Source organism: Streptomyces sp. NPDC051452 (assembly GCF_044454765.1).
Classification (GTDB): Bacteria; Actinomycetota; Actinomycetes; order Streptomycetales; family Streptomycetaceae; genus Streptomyces.
The window spans coordinates 260,889-279,408 of sequence record NZ_JBITEB010000006.1; the positions used below are offsets into that span (position 1 = coordinate 260,889).

The window sequence follows — 18,520 nt, forward strand, 5'->3', positions numbered from 1 at the left end:
CCGCTCACTGCTGCAGGGGCCGGGTCCGGTCCGCGATCTCCGTGAGCGCGACCGGCCTCCGCTCCCGGCGGGAGACCTCGCAGGCCTCGGCGATCCGCAGCGCCTGCAACGCCTCGCCGCCGTCGCACGGATTGGCCCGCTCACCGCGCACCACCTCGACGAAGGCGGCCAGTTCGGCCTCGTAGGCGGGGCCGAACCGCTCCAGGAACCCCGTCCACGGCTTGTCCGCGGGCGGGGGCCCGGTCGGCTCGGTGGAGGCGAGCGGCGTACGGTCGTCCAGACCCACCACGACCGTGTCCCGCTCGCCGGCCAGCTCCATGCGGACGTCGTATCCCGCGCCGTTCAGCCGGGTCGCCGACGCCGTGGCCAGCGTGCCGTCGTCCAGCGTGAGCAGCGCCGCCCCGGTGTCGACGTCACCGGCCTCGCGGAACATCGCGGGACCGCGGTCGGAGCCGGTGGCGTACACGTCGGTCACCTCGCGGCCCGTCACCCAGCGCAGCACGTCGAAGTCGTGGATCAGCGTGTCCCGGAACAGTCCGCCGGACAGCGGCAGCCACCGTGCCGGCGGCGGGGACTGGTCGCAGGTCATGGCCCGCACGGTGTGCAGACGCCCGAGCCGTCCGGCGCGCACCGCCTCCCGCGCACCCGAGTAGCCCGCGTCGAACCGGCGCTGGAAGCCCATCTGCAGAACCGTCCCCGCGGCCTCGACCTCGGCCAGCGCCTGCAGCGTGCCCGGCAGGTCGAGAGCGATCGGCTTCTCGCAGAAGACCGGCAGCGCCGAACGGGCCGCCCGGCCGATCAGCTCGGCATGGGCCGCCGTGGCCGCCGTGATCACCACCGCGTCCACGCCCCACCGGAAGACCTCGTCCACGCCGGGCGCCGCCGTCTCGCCGAGCCGGTGCGCGAGCCCCTGCGCCCGCGCCGGATCCGCGTCCGTCAGGATCAGGGATCCGACCTCGCGGTGACGGCTGAGCGTGCTCGCGTGGATGGTGCCGATACGGCCCGTGCCGATGACCCCGATGCGCATGGAAACAAAGTGAGGGCGCACCCCCCGACCTGTCAATGCGTATGTCCTGACAATCGGACTACACAACTTCCCGTCAACCCGTCACCGGACTACGCTCGGGGCCGTGCCGAAACCAGATGTGGACCCGACCGTGCCGCTCGACCTCCGTGTGGACCGTAGCTCCCCGGTGCCGTTGTACTTCCAGCTCTCGCAGCAGCTGGAGGCGGCCATCGAGCACGGCGGCCTCACACCGGGCAGCCTCCTGGGCAACGAGATCGAGCTGGCCGGGCGGCTCGGCCTGTCCCGGCCGACGGTCCGGCAGGCGATCCAGTCGCTCGTCGACAAGGGGCTCCTCGTCCGTCGCCGGGGCGTCGGCACCCAGGTCGTGCACAGCAGGGTCAAGCGCCCACTGGAGCTGAGCAGCCTGTACGACGACCTGGAGGCGGCGGGCCAGCGCCCCGCGACCAAGGTCCTGGTCAACTCCCTCGTCCCGGCCTCCGCAGGGATCGCCGCCGCGCTCGGGGTCGCCGAGGGCGCCGACGTCCACCGCGTCGAACGCCTCCGGCTCGCCCACGACGAGCCCATGGCCTATCTGATCAACCATCTGCCGACCGGCCTGCTGGACCTGGAGACCGACCAGCTGGAGGCCACCGGCCTGTACCGGCTGATGCGCTCGGCAGGGATCACCCTGCACAGCGCCCGCCAGTCCATCGGCGCGCGCGGTGCCACGGCCGCCGAGGCCGACCGGCTCGCCGAGGCGGAGGGGGCCCCGCTGCTCACCATGCAGCGCACCACCTTCGACGACACCGGCCGCGCGGTCGAGTTCGGCGACCACACCTACCGCCCCGCGCGCTACTCCTTCGAGTTCCAGCTGCTCGTACGGCCCTGACGCCGCCCGCATTCGTCGCAATGACCTGACAATCTGACCGGTGACGGGTCCCCCGGTCGTGTCATGGGTGTTCCCTGTGTTCGATACTGAAGTGTTTGGGGCTGGTGAGGACGCCGCCGGGACGCGCCGACGGTGAGGTCGCCCGCCCCTTACGCATGTCGGAGCAGAGCAGAGCACAGCGAGAAGGGCACGGCCTCGTGGCACGGTTTCGGACCTGGGTAGGCATAGCGCTGGCGGGGGCACTCTCCATGTCCCTGGCGGGGTGCAGCAGCACCGGCGGGAAGCGGGCCGAGGACGCCCGCAAGGCCGCCGCGGCCCAGGGCAGGGCGGCGGTGAACACGCCCCGCTGGACCTTCGCGATGATCACCCACTCGGGAGACGGCGACACCTTCTGGGACATCGTGCAGAGCGGCGCCAAGCAGGCCGCCGTCAAGGACAACATCAACTTCCTGTACTCGCACGACGACCAGGCCCAGCAGCAGGCGCAGCTGGTGGACGCGGCCGTGGACAAGAAGGTCGACGGCATCATCGTCACCCTCGCCAAGCCGGACGCCATGAAGGCCGCACTGGCCCGCGCCGAGAAGGCCGGCATCCCGGTGGTCACGGTCAACTCCGGTTCGGCCCAGTCCAAGGCCTTCGGCGCCCTCACCCACATCGGGCAGGACGAGACCATCGCCGGCGAGGCGGTGGGCGAGGAGCTGAACAAGCGCGGCAGGAAGAAGGCCCTGTGCGTCCTGCACGAGCAGGGCAACGTCGGCCACGAGCAGCGCTGCGACGGTGTGGCCAAGACCTTCCACGGCACCCTGCGCAAGCTTTACGTCAACGGCACCAGCATGCCCGACGTGCAGTCCTCGATCGGCGCCAAGCTCCAGGCGGACCCGTCCCTGGACGCCATCGTCACCCTCGGCGCCCCCTACGCCGACACGGCCGTGAAGGCGAGGACGGACGCGGGCAGCAAGGCCGAGATCGACACCTTCGACCTCAACGCCAAGGTGGCCGCCGAACTGAAGGACGGCACCCTCGGCTTCGCGGTGGACCAGCAGCCCTACCTCCAGGGCTACCAGGCGGTCGACCTGCTGTGGCTGTACAAGTACAACGGCGACGTCCTCGGCGGCGGCAAGCCGGTGCTGACCGGCCCGCAGATCATCACCAGGGACCAGGCGTCCGCGCTGGCCGAGTACACCGAGCGGGGCACCCGATGAGCGCGACCGCTGACGAAAGGATTCTGCAGAGTTCACCGCTGCGGAAGCTGCTCTCCAGGCCGGAGCTGGGATCGGTCGTCGGCGCCCTCGCGGTCTTCGTCTTCTTCGCCGTCGCCGCCGACGGGTTCCTGCGCGCCTCCAGCCTCAGCACCGTCCTGTACGCCTCCTCGACCATCGGCATCATGGCCGTACCGGTGGCCCTGCTGATGATCGGCGGCGAGTTCGACCTGTCGGCGGGCGTCATGGTCACGTCCTCGGCGCTGGTCTCCTCGATGTTCAGCTACCAGATGACCGCCAACACCTGGGTCGGCGTCGGTGTGTCCCTGCTGGTCACGCTGGCCGTCGGCGCCTTCAACGGCTTCATGCTCACCCGCACGAAACTGCCCAGTTTCATCGTCACGCTCGGCACCTTCCTGATGCTGACCGGCATGAACCTCGGCTTCACCAAGCTGATCGACGGCACGGTCTCCACCAAGACCATCGCCGACATGGAAGGCTTCTCCACCGCCCACGCCGTCTTCGCCTCGACGCTCACCGTCGGCGGCGTCGACTTCAAGGTGACCATCCTGTGGTGGGTGGGCCTGGTCGCCCTGGCGTCCTGGATCCTGCTGCGCACCCGCGTCGGCAACTGGATCTTCGCCGTCGGCGGCAACGCGGACGCCGCCCGCGCGGTCGGCGTCCCGGTGGCCAGGACCAGGATCGGCCTCTACATGGGCGTCGCCCTCGGCGCCTGGATCTCCGGCCAGCACCTGCTCTTCTCCTTCGACGCCGTCCAGTCCGGCGAGGGCGTCGGCAACGAGCTGATCTACATCATCGCGGCCGTCATCGGCGGCTGCCTGATCACCGGCGGCTACGGCAGCGCGGTCGGCTCGGCCGTGGGCGCCCTGCTGTTCGGCATGACCAGCAAGGGCATCGTCTTCGCCGAGTGGAACCCCGACTGGTTCAAGTTCTTCCTCGGAGCGATGCTGCTCCTCGCGACCCTGCTCAACGCCTGGGTCCGCAAGCGCGCGGAGGCGACGAAGTGAGCGAGACGACTGACACGGCTGAGACCGCTGAGACCACTGAGGCTGTGGGCGCCTCCGGGACGGCGGGAGGCGCGGCGCTGGTCGAGCTGACCGACGTCGGCAAGCGCTACGGCAACGTCCGTGCCCTGGAGGGCGTCTCGCTGGCGGTGCACGCCGGGGAGATCACCTGTGTCCTCGGCGACAACGGCGCGGGCAAGTCGACGCTGATCAAGACGATCGCCGGTCTGCACCGGCACGACGCCGGCACCCTGCGCATCGACGGCGAGGAGACCGTCCTGTCCTCACCGCGCGAGGCCCTGGACCGCGGTATCGCCACGGTCTACCAGGACCTCGCGGTCGTCCCCCTCATGCCGGTCTGGCGCAACTTCTTCCTCGGCTCCGAGCCGCGCAGGGGGAGGGGGCCCTTCAAGCGTCTCGACATCGACCTCATGCGCCGCACCACCCGCGAGGCCCTGCTCCGCATGGGCATCGACCTCCGGGACGTCGACCAGCCCATCGGCACCCTCTCCGGCGGCGAGCGCCAGTGCGTGGCGATCGCCCGGGCGGTCCACTTCGGCGCCAAGGTCCTGGTGCTGGACGAGCCGACGGCGGCACTGGGAGTGAAGCAGTCCGGTGTGGTGCTGAAATATGTGGCCGCGGCACGCGACGAGGGCCTGGGCGTTGTGTTGATCACCCACAACCCGCATCACGCGTACCTGGTGGGAGACCGATTCATCCTGCTGCGACGCGGAACCATGGTGGGCCACTACACCCGCGACGAGATCACCCTGGACGAGCTGACCCGACAGATGGCGGGCGGTTCCGACCTGGAAGCACTACGGCACGAGCTGCGGCGGGCGTAGGGCTGTGAGCGCGGGTGGGGTGGGGGTGTGGCCTCGCACCCCCACCCGGCCGGGCACGGTTCGGCGGCGCGCGCCGGCCACCCGGTTCGCCGCCCCCGGCCCCGGAAAGTGAACGCCCCAGGAGTCCGTCCGCCTCCCCGACACCTGATCGCCCGCCCCCGCCCCGAGGCCTCCCCGTCCCGGGCGCCGCCCCCTGCACCGGACCGGCCCCTCGCCCCAGACCCTGCCCGCCCCCCCCGGAACCAGACCACCCCCCACCTCGGCGGCGCGCCGCGTGCGCACCTCCGTCTTCTCCCCCGCGCAGCACCCAGCGTGAGCGTGCGGCAGAATCGTCCAACGATGAGCACCTACCGCGACCTCACCGCCCCCATCGGTTCCCGCCGCGCCCCGGTCCTCCGTACCGTGGGCACCCGCGAGCGCCGCTCCCACCTGACCGCGCCCCGCGTTCCGACGGTCGGTATCGACATCGGCGGCACCAAGGTCATGGCGGGCGTCGTGGACGCCGACGGCAACATCCTGGAGAAGCTCCGCACGGAGACCCCGGACAAGTCCAAGAGCCCCAAGGTCGTCGAGGACACCATCGCCGAACTGGTCCTGGACCTCTCCGACCGGCACGACGTGCACGCGGTCGGCATCGGCGCGGCCGGCTGGGTCGACGCCGACCGCAACCGCGTCCTGTTCGCCCCGCACCTGTCCTGGCGCAACGAACCGCTGCGGGACCGCCTCGCCAGCCGCCTGTCCGTACCGGTCCTCGTGGACAACGACGCCAACACCGCCGCCTGGGCCGAGTGGCGCTTCGGCGCCGGCCGCGGCGAGGACCACCTCGTCATGATCACCCTCGGCACCGGCATCGGCGGCGCCATCCTGGAGGACGGCCAGGTCAAGCGCGGCAAGTTCGGCGTCGCCGGAGAGTTCGGCCACATGCAGGTCGTGCCCGGTGGCCACCGCTGCCCATGCGGAAACCGCGGCTGCTGGGAGCAGTACAGCTCCGGCAACGCCCTCGTCCGCGAGGCCCGCGAGCTGGCCGTCGCCGACTCCCCGGTGGCCTACGGGATCATCGAGCACGTCAAGGGCAACATCGGCGACATCACCGGCCCGATGATCACCGAGCTGGCCCGCGAGGGCGACGCCATGTGCGTGGAGCTGCTCCAGGACATCGGCCAGTGGCTCGGCGTCGGCATCGCCAACCTCGCGGCCGCGCTCGACCCGTCCTGCTTCGTGATCGGCGGCGGGGTCTCGGCCGCCGACGACCTGCTCATCGGCCCCGCCCGCGACGCCTTCAAGCGCCACCTCACCGGCCGCGGCTACCGCCCGGAGGCCCGCATCACCCGCGCCCAGCTCGGCCCCGAGGCCGGCATGGTCGGCGCCGCCGACCTGGCCCGGCTGGTCGCCCGCCGCTTCCGTCGCGCCAAGCGGCGCCGGGTGGAGCGCCACGAACGCTACGAGCGGTACACCCAGACCCGCCGCGACCGGGACAGCGCATGACCCCCTCGCTGCCCCACCAGGGCGGCCCGCCGGACGAGCCGCGCCGCCCGGCGGAGGACCCGCGGCACAAGGCCAGGCGCCGCGCCCTCACACTGCTGATCATCGTCCTGCTCATCGGCGTCCCGGCCGGCTATCTGGTGATCTCCGCGAACCAGAGCCGCAACAGCGGCAAGGACAAGGAGGACAAGTACTCCGCGACCGGCCTGACCGCGGGCTGGCCGTCGAAGGTGCAGCGCCGCCTCTACCAGGTGACCGTCCCGCACCCCGCCGAGGACATCGCCTACTACGAGACGAACAACTGGAAGACCAGCCGCCTCTACGTGCAGTTCCGCACCAACCAGGCCGGACTCGACGGCTTCCTCCAGTCCATGGGCGCCCGGCGGGACGAACTGAAGAAGGACGACATCGTCATCGGCGCCCGCGACCGGAAGGTCAGCGGCTGGGACTTCACCGGACCCGGCCCCTGGCTGGGCCTCACCCACCGGCAGAAGAACCCGGCGCCCACCCAGGACGTCGTCGTGAACCTGTCCGACCCGCAGAGGCCGATGGTCTTCGTCGTCTCCCGCACGGTGCCGTGAGTCTGGCCCCCGGCCGGTGGCCGGAGCCGATTGTCAGACCCCGCCCGTAGAGTCGAAGACGTCTGATCCGACGTACGGGCGGGAGGTGGCAGGACGTATGAGTGGCGGCACGGCCACGGTGACACGGCGCACGGCGGAACCGGAGGGGACCGGCATCCCGGTCCCGGTGCGCCTCGCGTGCGTGTACCTGCCCGCACCCCTCCCGCGCGAGGGCCGCGTCGCCTTCTGGGATCCCGACGGCGGCCCCCTGCCCGCCGTAGGCGACACCGAGGCCGGTACCGGTGGCGGCAGCGCCACCGAACTGACGGTCGTACGACGGCACGGCGCCGGTGTCCGCCGCCGCCAGGTCCCCGCGCTCACCCTGCCGCTCGCCCAGGCCCTTCCCCTGCTGGTCCGCGCCCGGCGCGACCCGGCCGCCCACCCCGCCACGGCCTGCTGGGGCGCCGCCGCCCTGCACGCCCTGCGCCTGGTCGCCCGGGGCCGCCTGCTGCCGGGCCTGACCCCGAGCGGCCACGACGCCTGGCGGGCCGGCCCCCTGGAACCCGACGACATCGCCCACCTGCGCGCCGTCGCCGCCGCCCTGCCCCCGGAGGGCCACGCGGTGCCCCTCCCGGACCCCGGCCCGATCAGGCTGCCCGCGCCGGAAGCACTCATCCGCTCCTTCGTCGACGCCGTCGCCGACACCCTGCCCCGCACCCCCGCCGCCCCGTACACTTCCGGCCGGCCCTTTGCCGCCCGCGAGCCCCAGGCCCTGCCACGGGCCCAGGAGTGGGCGGCCGAGGTCGCCGCCGGCATGGACGCGGGCGTGCGGATCTCGCTGCGCCTGGACCTGTCCGCCTCCGACGTCTTCGACGCGGGCGCGATCGATGGCGCGCGTGCCGCCGGAGCGGCGATCGTGCAGGTGCACAGCCTCGCCGACCCCACCCTGGTGGCCGACGCCGCGGCCCTGTGGTCGGGGGAGGCGGACACCACGTTCGGGACCCGCGCGCGCGTGGACGCGGCCCTGGCCGTCCGGCGTGCGGCCCGCGTGTGGCCGCCCCTGGACCGGCTCACCGGACAGGACGTACCCGACGTCCTCGCCCTGTCCGAGGAGGAGCTCGGCGAGCTGCTCGGCGCCGCGGCCGGCCGCCTCGCCGCCGCCGGGGTCGCCGTGCACTGGCCCCGGGACCTCGCCCGCGACCTGACCGCCGCCGCCGTGGTCCGCCCGGCCCCCGGCTCGGCGACCGACGGCACCGGCTATCTGGAGAGCGAGGACCTGCTGCGGTTCCGCTGGCAACTGGCCCTCGGCGGCGAACCGCTCAGCGAGGCCGAGATGGACGCGCTCGCCGAGGCCCACCGACCCGTCGTACGGCTCAGGGACCGCTGGGTGCTGGTCGATCCCGCTCTCGTCCGCAAGGCCCGTAAACGCGAACTCGGCCTGCTCGACCCGGTCGACGCCCTGTCCGTCGCGCTCACCGGCGAGGCCGAGATCGACGGCGAGACCGTCGAGGCCGTCCCCGTCGGCGCCCTGGCCACCCTCCGCGACCGCCTCACGGCCGGGCTGCGCCCCGCCGACCCGCCCGCCGGTCTCGCCGCCACCCTGCGCGACTACCAGCTGCGCGGCCTCGCCTGGCTCGACCTGATGACCTCCCTCGGGCTCGGCGGCTGCCTCGCCGACGACATGGGCCTCGGCAAGACCGTCACGCTCATCGCCCTGCACCTGAAGCGGGCCCGCACCGAGCCGACCCTCGTCGTCTGCCCGGCCTCCCTGCTCGGCAACTGGCAGCGGGAGATCAACCGGTTCGCCCCCGGCGTGCCCGTCCGCCGGTTCCACGGCCCCGACCGCACCCTGGACGGCCTCGACGGCGGCTTCGTCCTCACCACCTACGGCACCATGCGCGCCACCGCCCCCCACCTCGCCGAGCGGCCCTGGGGCATGGTCGTCGCCGACGAGGCCCAGCACGTGAAGAACCCCTACTCGGCCACCGCCAAGGCGCTGCGCACCATCCCGGCACCCGCGCGCGTGGCGCTCACCGGTACCCCGGTGGAGAACAACCTCTCCGAGCTGTGGGCGCTGCTCGACTGGACCACCCCCGGACTCCTCGGCCCCCTGAAGTCCTTCCGCGCCCGGCACGCCCGCGCGGTGGAGAACGGCGAGGACGCCCAGGCGGTGGAGCGCCTGGCCCGGCTGGTCCGCCCCTTCCTCCTGCGACGCAAGAAGTCCGACCCGGGCATCGTCCCCGAACTGCCGCCCAAGACCGAGACGGACCACCCGGTGCCGCTCACCCGGGAACAGGCCGCCCTGTACGAAGCCGTGGTGCGCGAATCGATGCTGGCGATCGAGACCGCGCAGGGCATCGGCCGGCGCGGCCTGGTCCTGAAGCTCCTGGGCGCCCTCAAGCAGATCTGCGATCATCCGGCGCTTTATCTGAAGGAGGAGGCGCACCCCGACCGGCTCGCCGTGCGCTCCGGCAAACTGGCCCTGTTGGACGAGCTGTTGGACACGCTGCTCGCCGAGGACGGCTCGGCCCTGGTCTTCACCCAGTACGTCGGCATGGCCCGGCTGATCACCGCCCATCTGTCGGCCCGCGCGGTCCCCGTGGACCTGCTGCACGGCGGCACACCGGTCCCCGAGCGCGAGCGCATGGTCGACCGCTTCCAGAGCGGTGAGACTCCGGTCCTGGTGCTGTCGTTGAAGGCCGCCGGCACCGGCCTGAACCTCACCCGCGCCGGTCACGTGGTGCACTTCGACCGCTGGTGGAACCCGGCCGTCGAGGAACAGGCCACCGACCGCGCCTATCGCATCGGCCAGACCCAGCCCGTCCAGGTGCACCGCCTGGTCACCGAGGGCACGGTCGAGGACCGCATCGCGGAGATGCTCACCGCCAAGCGCGCACTGGCCGACGCCGTCCTCGGCTCCGGCGAGGCGGCACTCACCGAACTGACGGACCGCGAACTGTCCGACCTCGTCTCGCTGCGGAGGACGCCATGACGAGCCCGGGCCCCTCCCGCCCCGGCGACGCCGCCCGCGAGGCCCTGCGGGCAGCGCGTGAACGGGCCGAGGCCGAGCGCGACGGCACGGCCGGGCCGGCGCAGGCCGCGCCGCCGGAGGCGGACTCCGGTGCGGCACGGGAACCGCGGCACCCCGCCGAGACCGCCACGCAACACCCCGACGGCTGCGAGCCCAGGCCCGGCGACAGGACGCGAGCGGCACTCAGGTCCGCCGCCGTACGCGGTGACGACACCGACGAGCCGCCGGCCGACGCGGACGTTCCGGCACCGGAGAAAACTCCGCAGACCGGCTCCGGAGAGCCCCAGAAGACCCGTTCCGGAGAGACCGCGGAGACCGGTACCGGCGAGACCGCGAACGCCCGCCGCCCCGGGGACGCCGCCCGGGAGGCACTCCGCGCGGCCCGGCGCGAGGCCCTGCGCGAGAAGAGGCCGGAGCCCCGGCGCGAGCGACACGCGTCCGCGCGCCCCGGCAAGCGCGCGTCGGACGGCTCGTCCACGGCCGGGCAGCAGCACCGGCCCCCGCGGGCCAAGGCCGCCCAGGACATGCGGCACTACTTGGCGAACGCCTTCCGCATGCCCACCTGGGTCGACAACCCGGCCGAACCCGAGGAACCGAGCGGCGACACCCCCAGCACGGCGCAGCCTCCCCCACCTCCGGCGCCCGAGGCCTCGGCGTCCCAGCCCCCGGCATCCGCGTCCCCGCCATCGGCTTCCGATGCCTCGAAAACGCCGCCCACGACGGAGTCCTCCGAGACGTCGACCTGGGCATCCGCGTATGCGGCGGCCGTGTCTTCGGCATCTTCGGCGCGGCCGGCCGACCAGGCGCCCTCTGCTTCCAAGGCTCCGGCGTCCAAGGCTCCGGCGTCCGAGGCTCCGGCGCTCATGGCTCCGGCGTCCGAGATCAAGGTGTACGAGGCCCTGGCCTTCGAGGACCCGGTCCCTGAGCCATCCGCTCCGCGTCTGCCGTCCACCATGGCGACACCGCACCGCGACGGCGAACTGCGGCGTACCTTCCCGGCGTTGGCGACCCGCGAGGCCGCCGGATCAGACGCGGCGTTCGCCGGGACCTGGTGGGGCAATGCCTGGGTCGAGGCGCTGGAGGAAGGCGCGCTCGACCCGAAGCGGCTGGTGCGCGGCAGGGGTTACGCGGACCAAGGACACGTCGACGCCATCACCGTGACACCGGGACTCGTGCTGGCGTATGTGCGGGGGAGCCGGCCTCGGCCGTACCGCGTCCAGGTGCGGGTGCGCACGCTGGACGACGAGGACTGGGCGCGCTTCCTGGACGCGGCGGTCGACCGGCCGGGCCACATCGCGGCCCTGCTCGACAAGGAACTGCCGCACTCGCTGGCCGACTGCGGTGTCCCACTGCTCCCCGGCCCCGGTGATCTCGCCCCCCACTGCAGTTGCCCGGACACCGGCCACCCCTGCAAACACGCGGCCGCCCTCTGCTACCAGACGGCACGTCTGCTCGACGCCGACCCCTTCGTCCTGCTCCTGCTGCGCGGCCGCGGCGAGAAGAGCCTGCTCGACGCGCTGTCCCGCCGCAGCGCCGCGCGCGCGGCCCGTGCGGCGCGGGAGCGGCAGCCGGAGACCCTGCCCGGTGTACGCGCCACAGACGCCTTCGCGGAGCGCGAACTCCCGCGCCTGCCACCGCCGTTGCCGATACCCCCGCACCCGGAGCAGCCGCCCGCGTACCCGGCGGCGCCCGGCGGCCCGGACCCCTTCGCGCTGGACCAACTGGCGACAGACGCCGCCGCTCGTGCCCACGCGCTGCTCGGCACCGGCCGGGACCCGGTGGGCGAGCTGTCCCTGTGGCAGGACGCGGTGCGGCTCGCCGCGGCGCGCCCCGGCTCCGGCCTCACGGCGGCCACCCGCACGCTGTACGCCACGCTCGCCACGGCCGTGCACCGCACCCAGGCCGACCTCGCGCGGGCCGTCGCCGCCTGGCGACAGGGCGGCCTGGAGGGACTGGCCGTGCTGGAGGAACCGTGGGACCCGCCCGCCGGACGGTTCGACCGGGCCCGCCCCCTGCTGCTCGCCGCCGACCTCCCGGCGTTCCGCCCCTGGCGCAACCACCTCACCCACCCGCTCGGTCACGTCCAGCTCCGGCTCGGCCGCGACGGGCTGTGGTACGCCTACGAGTCGGAGCCCGGCCAGGATGACTGGTGGCCCCGCGGCACCCCGGACCTGGACCCGGTCGGCGCACTGACCGGTCTCGGCACACCGGACGACCTGTGAACGGGGCCGGCCCGGCGGGGCCGGCCGTCAGGATGCCGTGGCGTTCTCGCGGGCCCGCAGACGCCGCAGCATCCGGGCGTCCTCGAAGCCGACGGCACGGGCGGCGGCCTCGATCGTGGTGCCGTGGCCGATGAGATGCTCGGCGCGTTCGAGACGCAGGGCCTGCTGGTAGCGCAGCGGGGTGAGACCGCCGGTCGCGCGGGTGAACAGGCGGGTGAGGGTGCGTTCGCTGACCCCCACGGCCGCGGCCAGGTCGGGCAGCGGCAGTGAGCGGTCGAAGCGGGCGTCGAGTAGATCCTGCGCCCGGTGCACGGTGTCGTCGAGATGGGACCGGTGCCGGAGCATGGCGCTGGCCTGGGCTTCATGACCGTTGCGCCGCGTGTAGACGACCATTTCCCGGGCGATCCGGGCGGCCACGGCGGGGCCGTGCCGGCCGGCGACCAGATGCAGGGCCAGGTCGATGCCGCTGGCGATGCCGGCCGAGGTGACCACCCGGTCGTCGGTGGTGTAGAGGACGTCGCGGACGACCTCGGCGCGGGGGTAGCGGCGTGCGAGTTCGTCCTGGACGTCGTGATGGGTGGTGCACCGGCGGCCGTCGAGGAGGCCGGCGCGCCCGAGCGCCTCGGCCCCCGCGCAGACACTGGCGACGGTGCCGCCCCGGGCCCGGTGCTCGGCCAGCGCGCGCAGGGCCGGGGCGCCGATGGCGGGGCCGCCGGCCAGGGTGACGGCCCGCCAGCCGGGGACCACGATCAGATCGTCCGGTCCCAGGTCCGGCCAGTCGAGCCGGGCGGTCACGGGCAGCCCCTGCGCCGTGGTCACCAGTGTCTGCTCGGCGACATAGGTGAGCGTGTAGGGGTGCCCGAGACCGGCGGCGGTGGAGAAGACCTGCGCCGGGCCGGCCAGGTCCAGCAGATGGACCCCGGGCACCAGGAAGAAGACGATGTGGCTCACGATCCGGTCATCATGCCCGACGCCCGGCCGAGGACTCCAGTTCGTCGACGGTGGCGATGGTGGCGAAGCGCCCGGCGAGGGCGTACTCGGTGCGCCGGATGACCTCCGCCGCGCCCAGGGTGCGGGGGTCCGACAGGAGGTCGTCGACGCTCTGGTCGGCGGGGGCGTCACGGTGCGGGATGGGATGGGTGGCGGTGGCGTCGGTGACGAAGGTGACCCGGTAGCCGAGGTCGCTCGCGAGGCGTGTGGTGGTCTCCACGCACTGCTCGGTGCGGATGCCGCAGACGGTCAGCTCCCTTACGCCGCGCTCCGTGAGCAGTTGTTGCAGGTTGGTGGTGGTGAAGGCGTTGTGGGCCGTCTTGTGGACCAGCGGTTCGCCATCCTCGCGGCGCAGCTCTTCCAGCAACCGGACATGACCGAGGGCGGGGTCGAACACTCCGCCGCTGCCGGGCTCGGTGTGCAGCACCCACACCACGAGGTCGCCCGCGTGCCGGGCGAGCCGGACCAGCCGGTTCACCTGGTCGGCGATCCCGGGATCGGAGATGGTCTTCCACAGGGGGTGGGCGCGGAAGGATTCCTGTACGTCGATGACGATCAGTGCTCGGGTCATGCTCCCACCCTGACCGACCCGACCGAGGCGACGACAGACCTCATCGGGTCCGGGGGCGGACCGATCCGGTCACCCGGTCACCCGGTCACCCGGTCGGCCGTGACACGACGGCCGGACCGCTCCGGGCGGTGACGACCATGCCGCCCCCCGGGCGGTCCGGTGTTGTGCTCAGGCGACTTCGAGCCTGGGGAAGAGCGGCGGAGCCTTCTCGATCTCGCGGCCGGAGGGGTCCGCCGACAGGTCCTTCTCCTGTAGCTGCGGGTCCTCGTTCAGGGCCGTCAGGATCCGGGCGGACGCGTCCGGGACGAACGGCCGCAGCAGCACGCCGAGTCGCCGGACCACCAGGTACGTCTGGTGCAGCACGGTGTCCAGGGACCGTGCCGCCTCCGTGTCACCCTGCTCGGCGGAGCGGGCCAGGTGCCAGGGCGCCCGCTCGTCCACATAGGCGTTGGCCTTGCGGACCAGGTCCCAGACGCGGGCCAGCGCCTCGCGGTGGTCGTAGCGGTCCATCGCGCTCAGCGACTCGGCGGTGCTGGTCAGCGCCTGCTCCACGAGCGCGGTCTCCGGCGTGTCCAGGGCGCCGCTCGCGGGGAGCGCACCGTCGCGGTAGCGGACGGTCATCGCGGTGATGCGGCTGACCAGGTTGCCCAGGCCGCCTGCGAGGTCGGTGTTGTACCGCGAGACCAGCCGCTCCTCGCTGAAGTCTCCGTCCCCGAAGGGGGAGAAGTCGGCGAGCAGGAGATAGCGCACCGCGTCCTGTCCGTACCGCTCGACCAGGTCCATGGGGTCGACGGCGTTGCCGAGGCTCTTGCTGAGCTTCTGGCCGGCGCTGGTGATGTAGCCGTGCACGACGACCTCGGTGGGCAGCGGCAGCCCGGCCGACAGCAGCATGGCCGGCCAGTACACGGCGTGGAAGCGCAGCACGCCCTTGCCCATGACGTGGACCCGCTTGTCCGTGTCCACCCAGAACCGCCGGTAGTTCTCCGTGTCCCGGGTCCAGCCGAGCGCGTTCACGTAGTTGGTGAGGGCGTCGATCCAGACGTACATCACCTGGGAGTCCGAGTCCGGCACGGGAATGCCCCAGCCGCGGGCGCGCTGGACGGACCGCGAGATGCTGATGTCGTCCAGCCCTGAACGGATGAAGCTGGTCACCTCGTTGAGCCGCGACTCCGGAAAGACGCGCATGCGGCCCGACTCCAACTCCGCCAGCAGTGGTTCGGCGTAGCGGGACAGCCGGAAGAACAGGTTCTGCTCGCTGATCAGTTCGGGCACGGTGAGGTGCTCCGGGCACTTTCCGTCGACCAGCTCCGCGGGTGCGTAGAACTGTTCGCAGCCGACGCAGTACAGCCCCTCGTAATTTTTGGAGTAGATGTCGCCCCGGGCTTCCAGACGCTTCCATATCTCCGTTGCGCCGGCGATGTGTTCGGCGCTGACACTGGTGCGGATGAAGTGGTCGACGCCGATACCCAGCGCTTCGATCAGTCTCTCGAAGTAGCGCACGTTGCGGTCGACGAGCTGCTGGGTCTCGATTCCTTCGCGCTGCGCCGCCAGCACGTTCTTCAGGCTGTTCTCGTCCGACCCGCTGAGGAAGAAGACGTCCCGCTGACGCATCATGTGCCGCGCGAAGGAATCGGTCTGCACATACTCGAAGGCGTGTCCGAGGTGCGGCTGTGCATTGACATACGGAATGGTCGTCGAGATGAACGCCGTGGCGGACATGGTCTCCTCTGCTTCCCGCGATCCGGGTCCGGGTCCGGGTCCGGGTCCCGTTCAGTCGAGACAGAACTCGTTGCCCTCGATGTCCTGCATCCCGATGCACGACTCGTTGACGCCGTCGGCGAGCAGCAGCCGCTCGCGTACCGCGCCGAGCGCGACCAGTCGTGCGCACTCGGCCTCAAGCGCGGCCAGGCGCTCCTCGCCCACGAGCCCGGTACCGACCCGCACGTCGAGATGCACCCGGTTCTTGACGACCTTGCCCTCGGGAACGCGCTGGAAGTACAGCCGCGGGCCCACCCCCGTGGGATCAGAGCACGCGAACCACGAACCCTGGTCCTCAGGCGGCCGGGAGCGTTCGAAATCCTCCCATGTGGCGAACTCCTTCGGCGGGGGCTGTGCGACGTACCCCAGCACCTCGCACCAAAAGCGGCCTACCCGCTCGGGCTCGGCACAGTCGAAGGTGACTTGGAACTGCTTGATCGAAGACATCGGTGCTCCATGGCAGGGGGGAATGTGTTGCTCGTCCGCGGTAGGCGTTCCAGGAGACTGCGTGGGCTTGCAGCTCGCCGGGGCACGCGGTCCGCGGCCGTCAACCCCGCTCGTGGTCGGGATCCATGACATCGTGGCCGTAGGGGTCCTCTTGGCTCTGGAGTGGTGGCAGTACGAGGTCTTCCGGCAGCGGCCCCTGGTCCTGCTGGCGTGCGTAGCGGTGCATCCGGACCCGCAGGTGCATCTTCCGCTCTTCCATCTTCAGCCGGCGCCGCTCTCGCCGTCCGGCCTCGTCGTCGTCCAACTCCTGGATGAGCCGCCGGTTGTCCCAGTAGAAGCGCTCCTGGTCGGCTACGCCCTCCCCGGGGGAGGGGACGTCCTCGCTGTCGCCGTTCTCATCCAAGTGGCCTGTCACACGCAGCAGACTACGGGCTGGCCGACCGTCGCCGGAAAGGTTTTTGTCACGGCCGTCCGAGGGCGGCGTCATGCGACGGCGTCAAGGTCGCGCCCCACCTGCTCCAGGTGCGCGAAGATGTCCGCGAGGAGTTCGCGGCGGTGGTCCAGCAGATAGAAGTGATCACCGTCAAAGGCGCGCAGGGAGAAGCTGCCGCTTGTCACGCCCGACCAGTGTGCGACGACCTCCCTGCCCGCGTGTGGGTCCCGGGTCCCGAAGTACGCCACGACGGGCGTGTGGAGCGCGCCCTGATCGACCGCGCCCCGGTACCTGCCCACCAGGTCGTAGTCGCCGCGGATGGAGGGAAGTACCAGGTCCAGCATGTCCGGGTCGCGCAGGGCGTGCTCGTCGGTCCCTCCCAAGGTCCCTACGTGGTCCAGGAGTTCGGAGACCGCGGTGTAGGTGAAGGGACGGGGGAACTGCTGTCCCGGAGCCGTGCGGGCCGACACGAACAGCGCGGTGACCGACGTGCCGCTTTCCTCCCGCAGGCGCAGCGCCGTCTCGTAGGCGACGGACGCGCCCATGCTGTGACCGAACAGGGCGAGCGGGGTGTCCAGGAACGGACGGCACGCGTCCGCCACGAACCGCCCCATCTCCTCCAGGGAGTCGGCCATCGGATCGAAGATGCGGTCCTCGCGGCCGGGGTAGCGGACGGCCACGACCTCCACGCCGTCCGGAACGCCGTCCGCCCAGTCGCGGAAGAAGCTCGCGGCCCCGCCCGCGTGGGGAAAGCAGAGCAGCCTGACGCGTGGGTTCGCGCATCGTTTGATGGTCCGGAACCACGCCTTGCCGTCCGGGGCTTCCAGGACGCCGTCCTCCTGCGGAACGCCGTCCTCGAGAACGCGGTCCTTCAGCATGCTGTCTTCCAGAACACTCATAGCGGTCCTTCATGGTGTGCTGCCTCATGGCGGGCAGGGGGAGGGGTCTCGACTCGGCCGCGGTGTTCGCGACGGCGGCTCGTGCGGCCGCCGTCGTGAAGGACCGTCGGCCGGCTCCGCATCGCGGTCAGACCACGAGGCGGCCGGCGGCGGAGTCCCGCGTGCCCCGCGACCTGCGGAGGTCCCGGGTGATGACCGCCTTCTGCAGCCAGCGGTCGGTCCCGTCGTAGCGTGCCGTGAAGGCCCGACGGCCGTGCACCGCGAGGTAGTTGTCGACGACCAGGAGCGTGCCCGCGTCGACCACCACGTCCTGCTGGGCCCGCTCCAGTTCCGCGACCAACTCCTTGAGGGCCACCTCTGCCACGGCGTCACCGTCGACGCAGCGCATGAAGTACGGGTCGATGCGCAGGTAGGGGGAGTCCGCGGCGCCGAAGAGCACGGCGACCGGCTCGGGGTGGTCCCTCATCGCGCGCATGCGCAGCAGTCCGGGGTCGTTGGGCCGCTGAACGGCGAGCTGACGCAGGTGTTCGTCGTCGGGCAGGATGTAGAAGCGCCGCTCGGCCAGCACCTGGCGTACCTCCGCCGACAGGGTCACCTCCCGGACCGAGGCCAGGGTCGTCGGGACCCGGTCGTGGTTGCGTACGCCGAAGAGGGCGAGATAGTCGCAGCGGTAGGGGTGGAAGGCGTCCTCGGTGTGCCATTCCAGCAGCACGTCGCTGCCGTGGCCGCTCTGCTGGGCCTCTTCGCCCGCGATGGGCAGCACGTTCTGGATCATGCGCCCGGACTGCAGCGTGGGCCAGCTGAACACCTCGCCCAGGCACTTGCCCATCACCGCGAGGAAGAGCTCCTCCCGGCGGGTACGGCCGGCGGCCGCCGCCTCGGCCCAGTTCCGCGGGGTCGGGCCCACCGCCGTGTCGTCGACGCCGAAGCCGCGCAGCAGGAAGGCGGCGGCCGAGTCGTTGCGCCGGAAGTCCTCCAGGAAGCGGCGCAATCCGACCGGTACCCGCGTGACCAGTTCCCAGGCGTCGTTGTGGAAGTCCTGTCCGCCGGGGTCGCGGTGGGTGACCTTCGGGTCGGCGAGCAGTTGCTCGATGGCGGATGTCTCCTCGGTCGACAGTTCGTAGCTCAGGATTCCGCGATACTCGTTCACTGGCGTCTCATTT

The 18,520-nt window shown here is 72.1% G+C and carries 16 protein-coding genes; 8 read left to right on the forward strand and 8 right to left on the reverse strand.

The features are described 5' to 3' along the window. Positions 1 to 4 precede the first annotated feature (4 nt). Positions 5 to 1,027 carry a Gfo/Idh/MocA family oxidoreductase gene (locus ACIBA9_RS17925; RefSeq protein ID WP_399363984.1) on the reverse strand — a complete coding sequence of 341 codons (1,023 nt, stop codon included), beginning with the start codon at positions 1,025 to 1,027 and terminating at the stop codon, positions 5 to 7. Positions 1,028 to 1,157: 130 nt separating this feature from the next. Here ACIBA9_RS17925 and ACIBA9_RS17930 point away from each other — a divergent pair, with 130 nt between their 5' ends. The 8 genes from ACIBA9_RS17930 to ACIBA9_RS17965 all read left to right on the forward strand — a co-directional run bounded on the left by ACIBA9_RS17930 (position 1,158) and on the right by ACIBA9_RS17965 (position 12,259). Further along, positions 1,158 to 1,895 carry a GntR family transcriptional regulator gene (locus ACIBA9_RS17930; RefSeq protein WP_362153551.1) on the forward strand — a complete coding sequence of 246 codons (738 nt, stop codon included), beginning with the start codon at positions 1,158 to 1,160 and terminating at the stop codon, positions 1,893 to 1,895. Between the two features lie 197 nt (positions 1,896 to 2,092). After that, positions 2,093 to 3,097: a sugar ABC transporter substrate-binding protein gene (locus ACIBA9_RS17935; protein ID WP_399363986.1), complete on the forward strand. Its 1,005-nt coding sequence runs from the start codon at positions 2,093 to 2,095 to the stop codon at positions 3,095 to 3,097. Then, positions 3,094 to 4,122 (forward strand): ABC transporter permease, encoded by a 1,029-nt coding sequence (locus tag ACIBA9_RS17940; protein WP_399363988.1) that lies wholly within the window; start codon positions 3,094 to 3,096, stop codon positions 4,120 to 4,122. The genes ACIBA9_RS17935 and ACIBA9_RS17940 overlap by 4 nt, the downstream gene beginning before the upstream one ends. A 44-nt stretch (positions 4,123 to 4,166) precedes the next feature. Next, positions 4,167 to 4,964 (forward strand): ATP-binding cassette domain-containing protein, encoded by a 798-nt coding sequence (locus ACIBA9_RS17945; RefSeq protein WP_399364128.1) that lies wholly within the window; start codon positions 4,167 to 4,169, stop codon positions 4,962 to 4,964. Positions 4,965 to 5,303: 339 nt separating this feature from the next. Continuing rightward, positions 5,304 to 6,449, forward strand: a complete 1,146-nt coding sequence (locus ACIBA9_RS17950) for an ROK family glucokinase (RefSeq protein WP_362153348.1) — start codon at positions 5,304 to 5,306, stop codon at positions 6,447 to 6,449. Then, positions 6,446 to 7,027 carry a sugar kinase gene (locus ACIBA9_RS17955; RefSeq protein WP_362153351.1) on the forward strand — a complete coding sequence of 194 codons (582 nt, stop codon included), beginning with the start codon at positions 6,446 to 6,448 and terminating at the stop codon, positions 7,025 to 7,027. Before ACIBA9_RS17950 ends, ACIBA9_RS17955 begins: the two co-directional genes overlap by 4 nt. Positions 7,028 to 7,124: 97 nt before the next feature. Further along, positions 7,125 to 9,998, forward strand: a complete 2,874-nt coding sequence (locus ACIBA9_RS17960; protein WP_399363991.1) for an SNF2-related protein — start codon at positions 7,125 to 7,127, stop codon at positions 9,996 to 9,998. Then, a complete protein-coding gene (locus ACIBA9_RS17965) occupies positions 9,995 to 12,259 on the forward strand; it encodes an SWIM zinc finger family protein (protein ID WP_399363993.1) in 2,265 nt (754 codons plus the stop codon). The genes ACIBA9_RS17960 and ACIBA9_RS17965 overlap by 4 nt, the downstream gene beginning before the upstream one ends. Before the next feature lie 27 nt (positions 12,260 to 12,286). On the opposite strand, the gene ACIBA9_RS17970 is transcribed toward ACIBA9_RS17965, so the two are convergent. From ACIBA9_RS17970 to gntD, 7 genes are all read right to left on the reverse strand, one after another. Further along, the gene (locus ACIBA9_RS17970; RefSeq protein ID WP_399363995.1) at positions 12,287 to 13,210 is read right to left on the reverse strand and encodes a GlxA family transcriptional regulator; all 924 of its coding nucleotides are present in this window, start codon (positions 13,208 to 13,210) and stop codon (positions 12,287 to 12,289) included. Positions 13,211 to 13,220: 10 nt separating this feature from the next. Beyond that, positions 13,221 to 13,820 (reverse strand): cysteine hydrolase family protein, encoded by a 600-nt coding sequence (locus ACIBA9_RS17975; RefSeq protein ID WP_399363997.1) that lies wholly within the window; start codon positions 13,818 to 13,820, stop codon positions 13,221 to 13,223. Between the two features lie 168 nt (positions 13,821 to 13,988). Then, positions 13,989 to 15,539: a methionine--tRNA ligase gene (gene metG / locus ACIBA9_RS17980; RefSeq protein WP_399363999.1), complete on the reverse strand. Its 1,551-nt coding sequence runs from the start codon at positions 15,537 to 15,539 to the stop codon at positions 13,989 to 13,991. 51 nt (positions 15,540 to 15,590) lie between these two features. Further along, positions 15,591 to 16,025, reverse strand: a complete 435-nt coding sequence (locus ACIBA9_RS17985) for a VOC family protein (RefSeq protein ID WP_399364001.1) — start codon at positions 16,023 to 16,025, stop codon at positions 15,591 to 15,593. A gap of 100 nt (positions 16,026 to 16,125) precedes the next feature. Beyond that, positions 16,126 to 16,440: a hypothetical protein gene (locus ACIBA9_RS17990; protein WP_399364003.1), complete on the reverse strand. Its 315-nt coding sequence runs from the start codon at positions 16,438 to 16,440 to the stop codon at positions 16,126 to 16,128. Between the two features lie 68 nt (positions 16,441 to 16,508). Beyond that, on the reverse strand, positions 16,509 to 17,357 hold the full coding sequence (locus ACIBA9_RS17995) for a thioesterase II family protein (protein ID WP_399364005.1): 849 nt from the start codon (positions 17,355 to 17,357) through the stop codon (positions 16,509 to 16,511). Between the two features lie 127 nt (positions 17,358 to 17,484). Continuing rightward, positions 17,485 to 18,507: a guanitoxin biosynthesis L-enduracididine beta-hydroxylase GntD gene (gene gntD, locus ACIBA9_RS18000; RefSeq protein WP_362153372.1), complete on the reverse strand. Its 1,023-nt coding sequence runs from the start codon at positions 18,505 to 18,507 to the stop codon at positions 17,485 to 17,487. Positions 18,508 to 18,520 lie beyond the last annotated feature (13 nt).

Excerpts from the sequence above, each read along its gene's own strand:
- ACIBA9_RS17940 (WP_399363988.1), top strand. The coding sequence starts at position 3,094 with ATGAGCGCGACCGCTGACGAAAGGATTCTGCAGAGTTCACCGCTGCGG.
- ACIBA9_RS17960 (WP_399363991.1), top strand. The coding sequence starts at position 7,125 with ATGAGTGGCGGCACGGCCACGGTGACACGGCGCACGGCGGAACCGGAG.
- metG (WP_399363999.1), bottom strand. The coding sequence starts at position 15,539 with ATGTCCGCCACGGCGTTCATCTCGACGACCATTCCGTATGTCAATGCA.
- ACIBA9_RS17985 (WP_399364001.1), bottom strand. The coding sequence starts at position 16,025 with ATGTCTTCGATCAAGCAGTTCCAAGTCACCTTCGACTGTGCCGAGCCC.
- ACIBA9_RS17995 (WP_399364005.1), bottom strand. The coding sequence starts at position 17,357 with ATGAGTGTTCTGGAAGACAGCATGCTGAAGGACCGCGTTCTCGAGGAC.
- ACIBA9_RS17975 (WP_399363997.1), bottom strand. The coding sequence starts at position 13,820 with ATGACCCGAGCACTGATCGTCATCGACGTACAGGAATCCTTCCGCGCC.
- ACIBA9_RS17950 (WP_362153348.1), top strand. The coding sequence starts at position 5,304 with ATGAGCACCTACCGCGACCTCACCGCCCCCATCGGTTCCCGCCGCGCC.
- ACIBA9_RS17925 (WP_399363984.1), bottom strand. The coding sequence starts at position 1,027 with ATGCGCATCGGGGTCATCGGCACGGGCCGTATCGGCACCATCCACGCG.
- ACIBA9_RS17955 (WP_362153351.1), top strand. The coding sequence starts at position 6,446 with ATGACCCCCTCGCTGCCCCACCAGGGCGGCCCGCCGGACGAGCCGCGC.
- ACIBA9_RS17965 (WP_399363993.1), top strand. The coding sequence starts at position 9,995 with ATGACGAGCCCGGGCCCCTCCCGCCCCGGCGACGCCGCCCGCGAGGCC.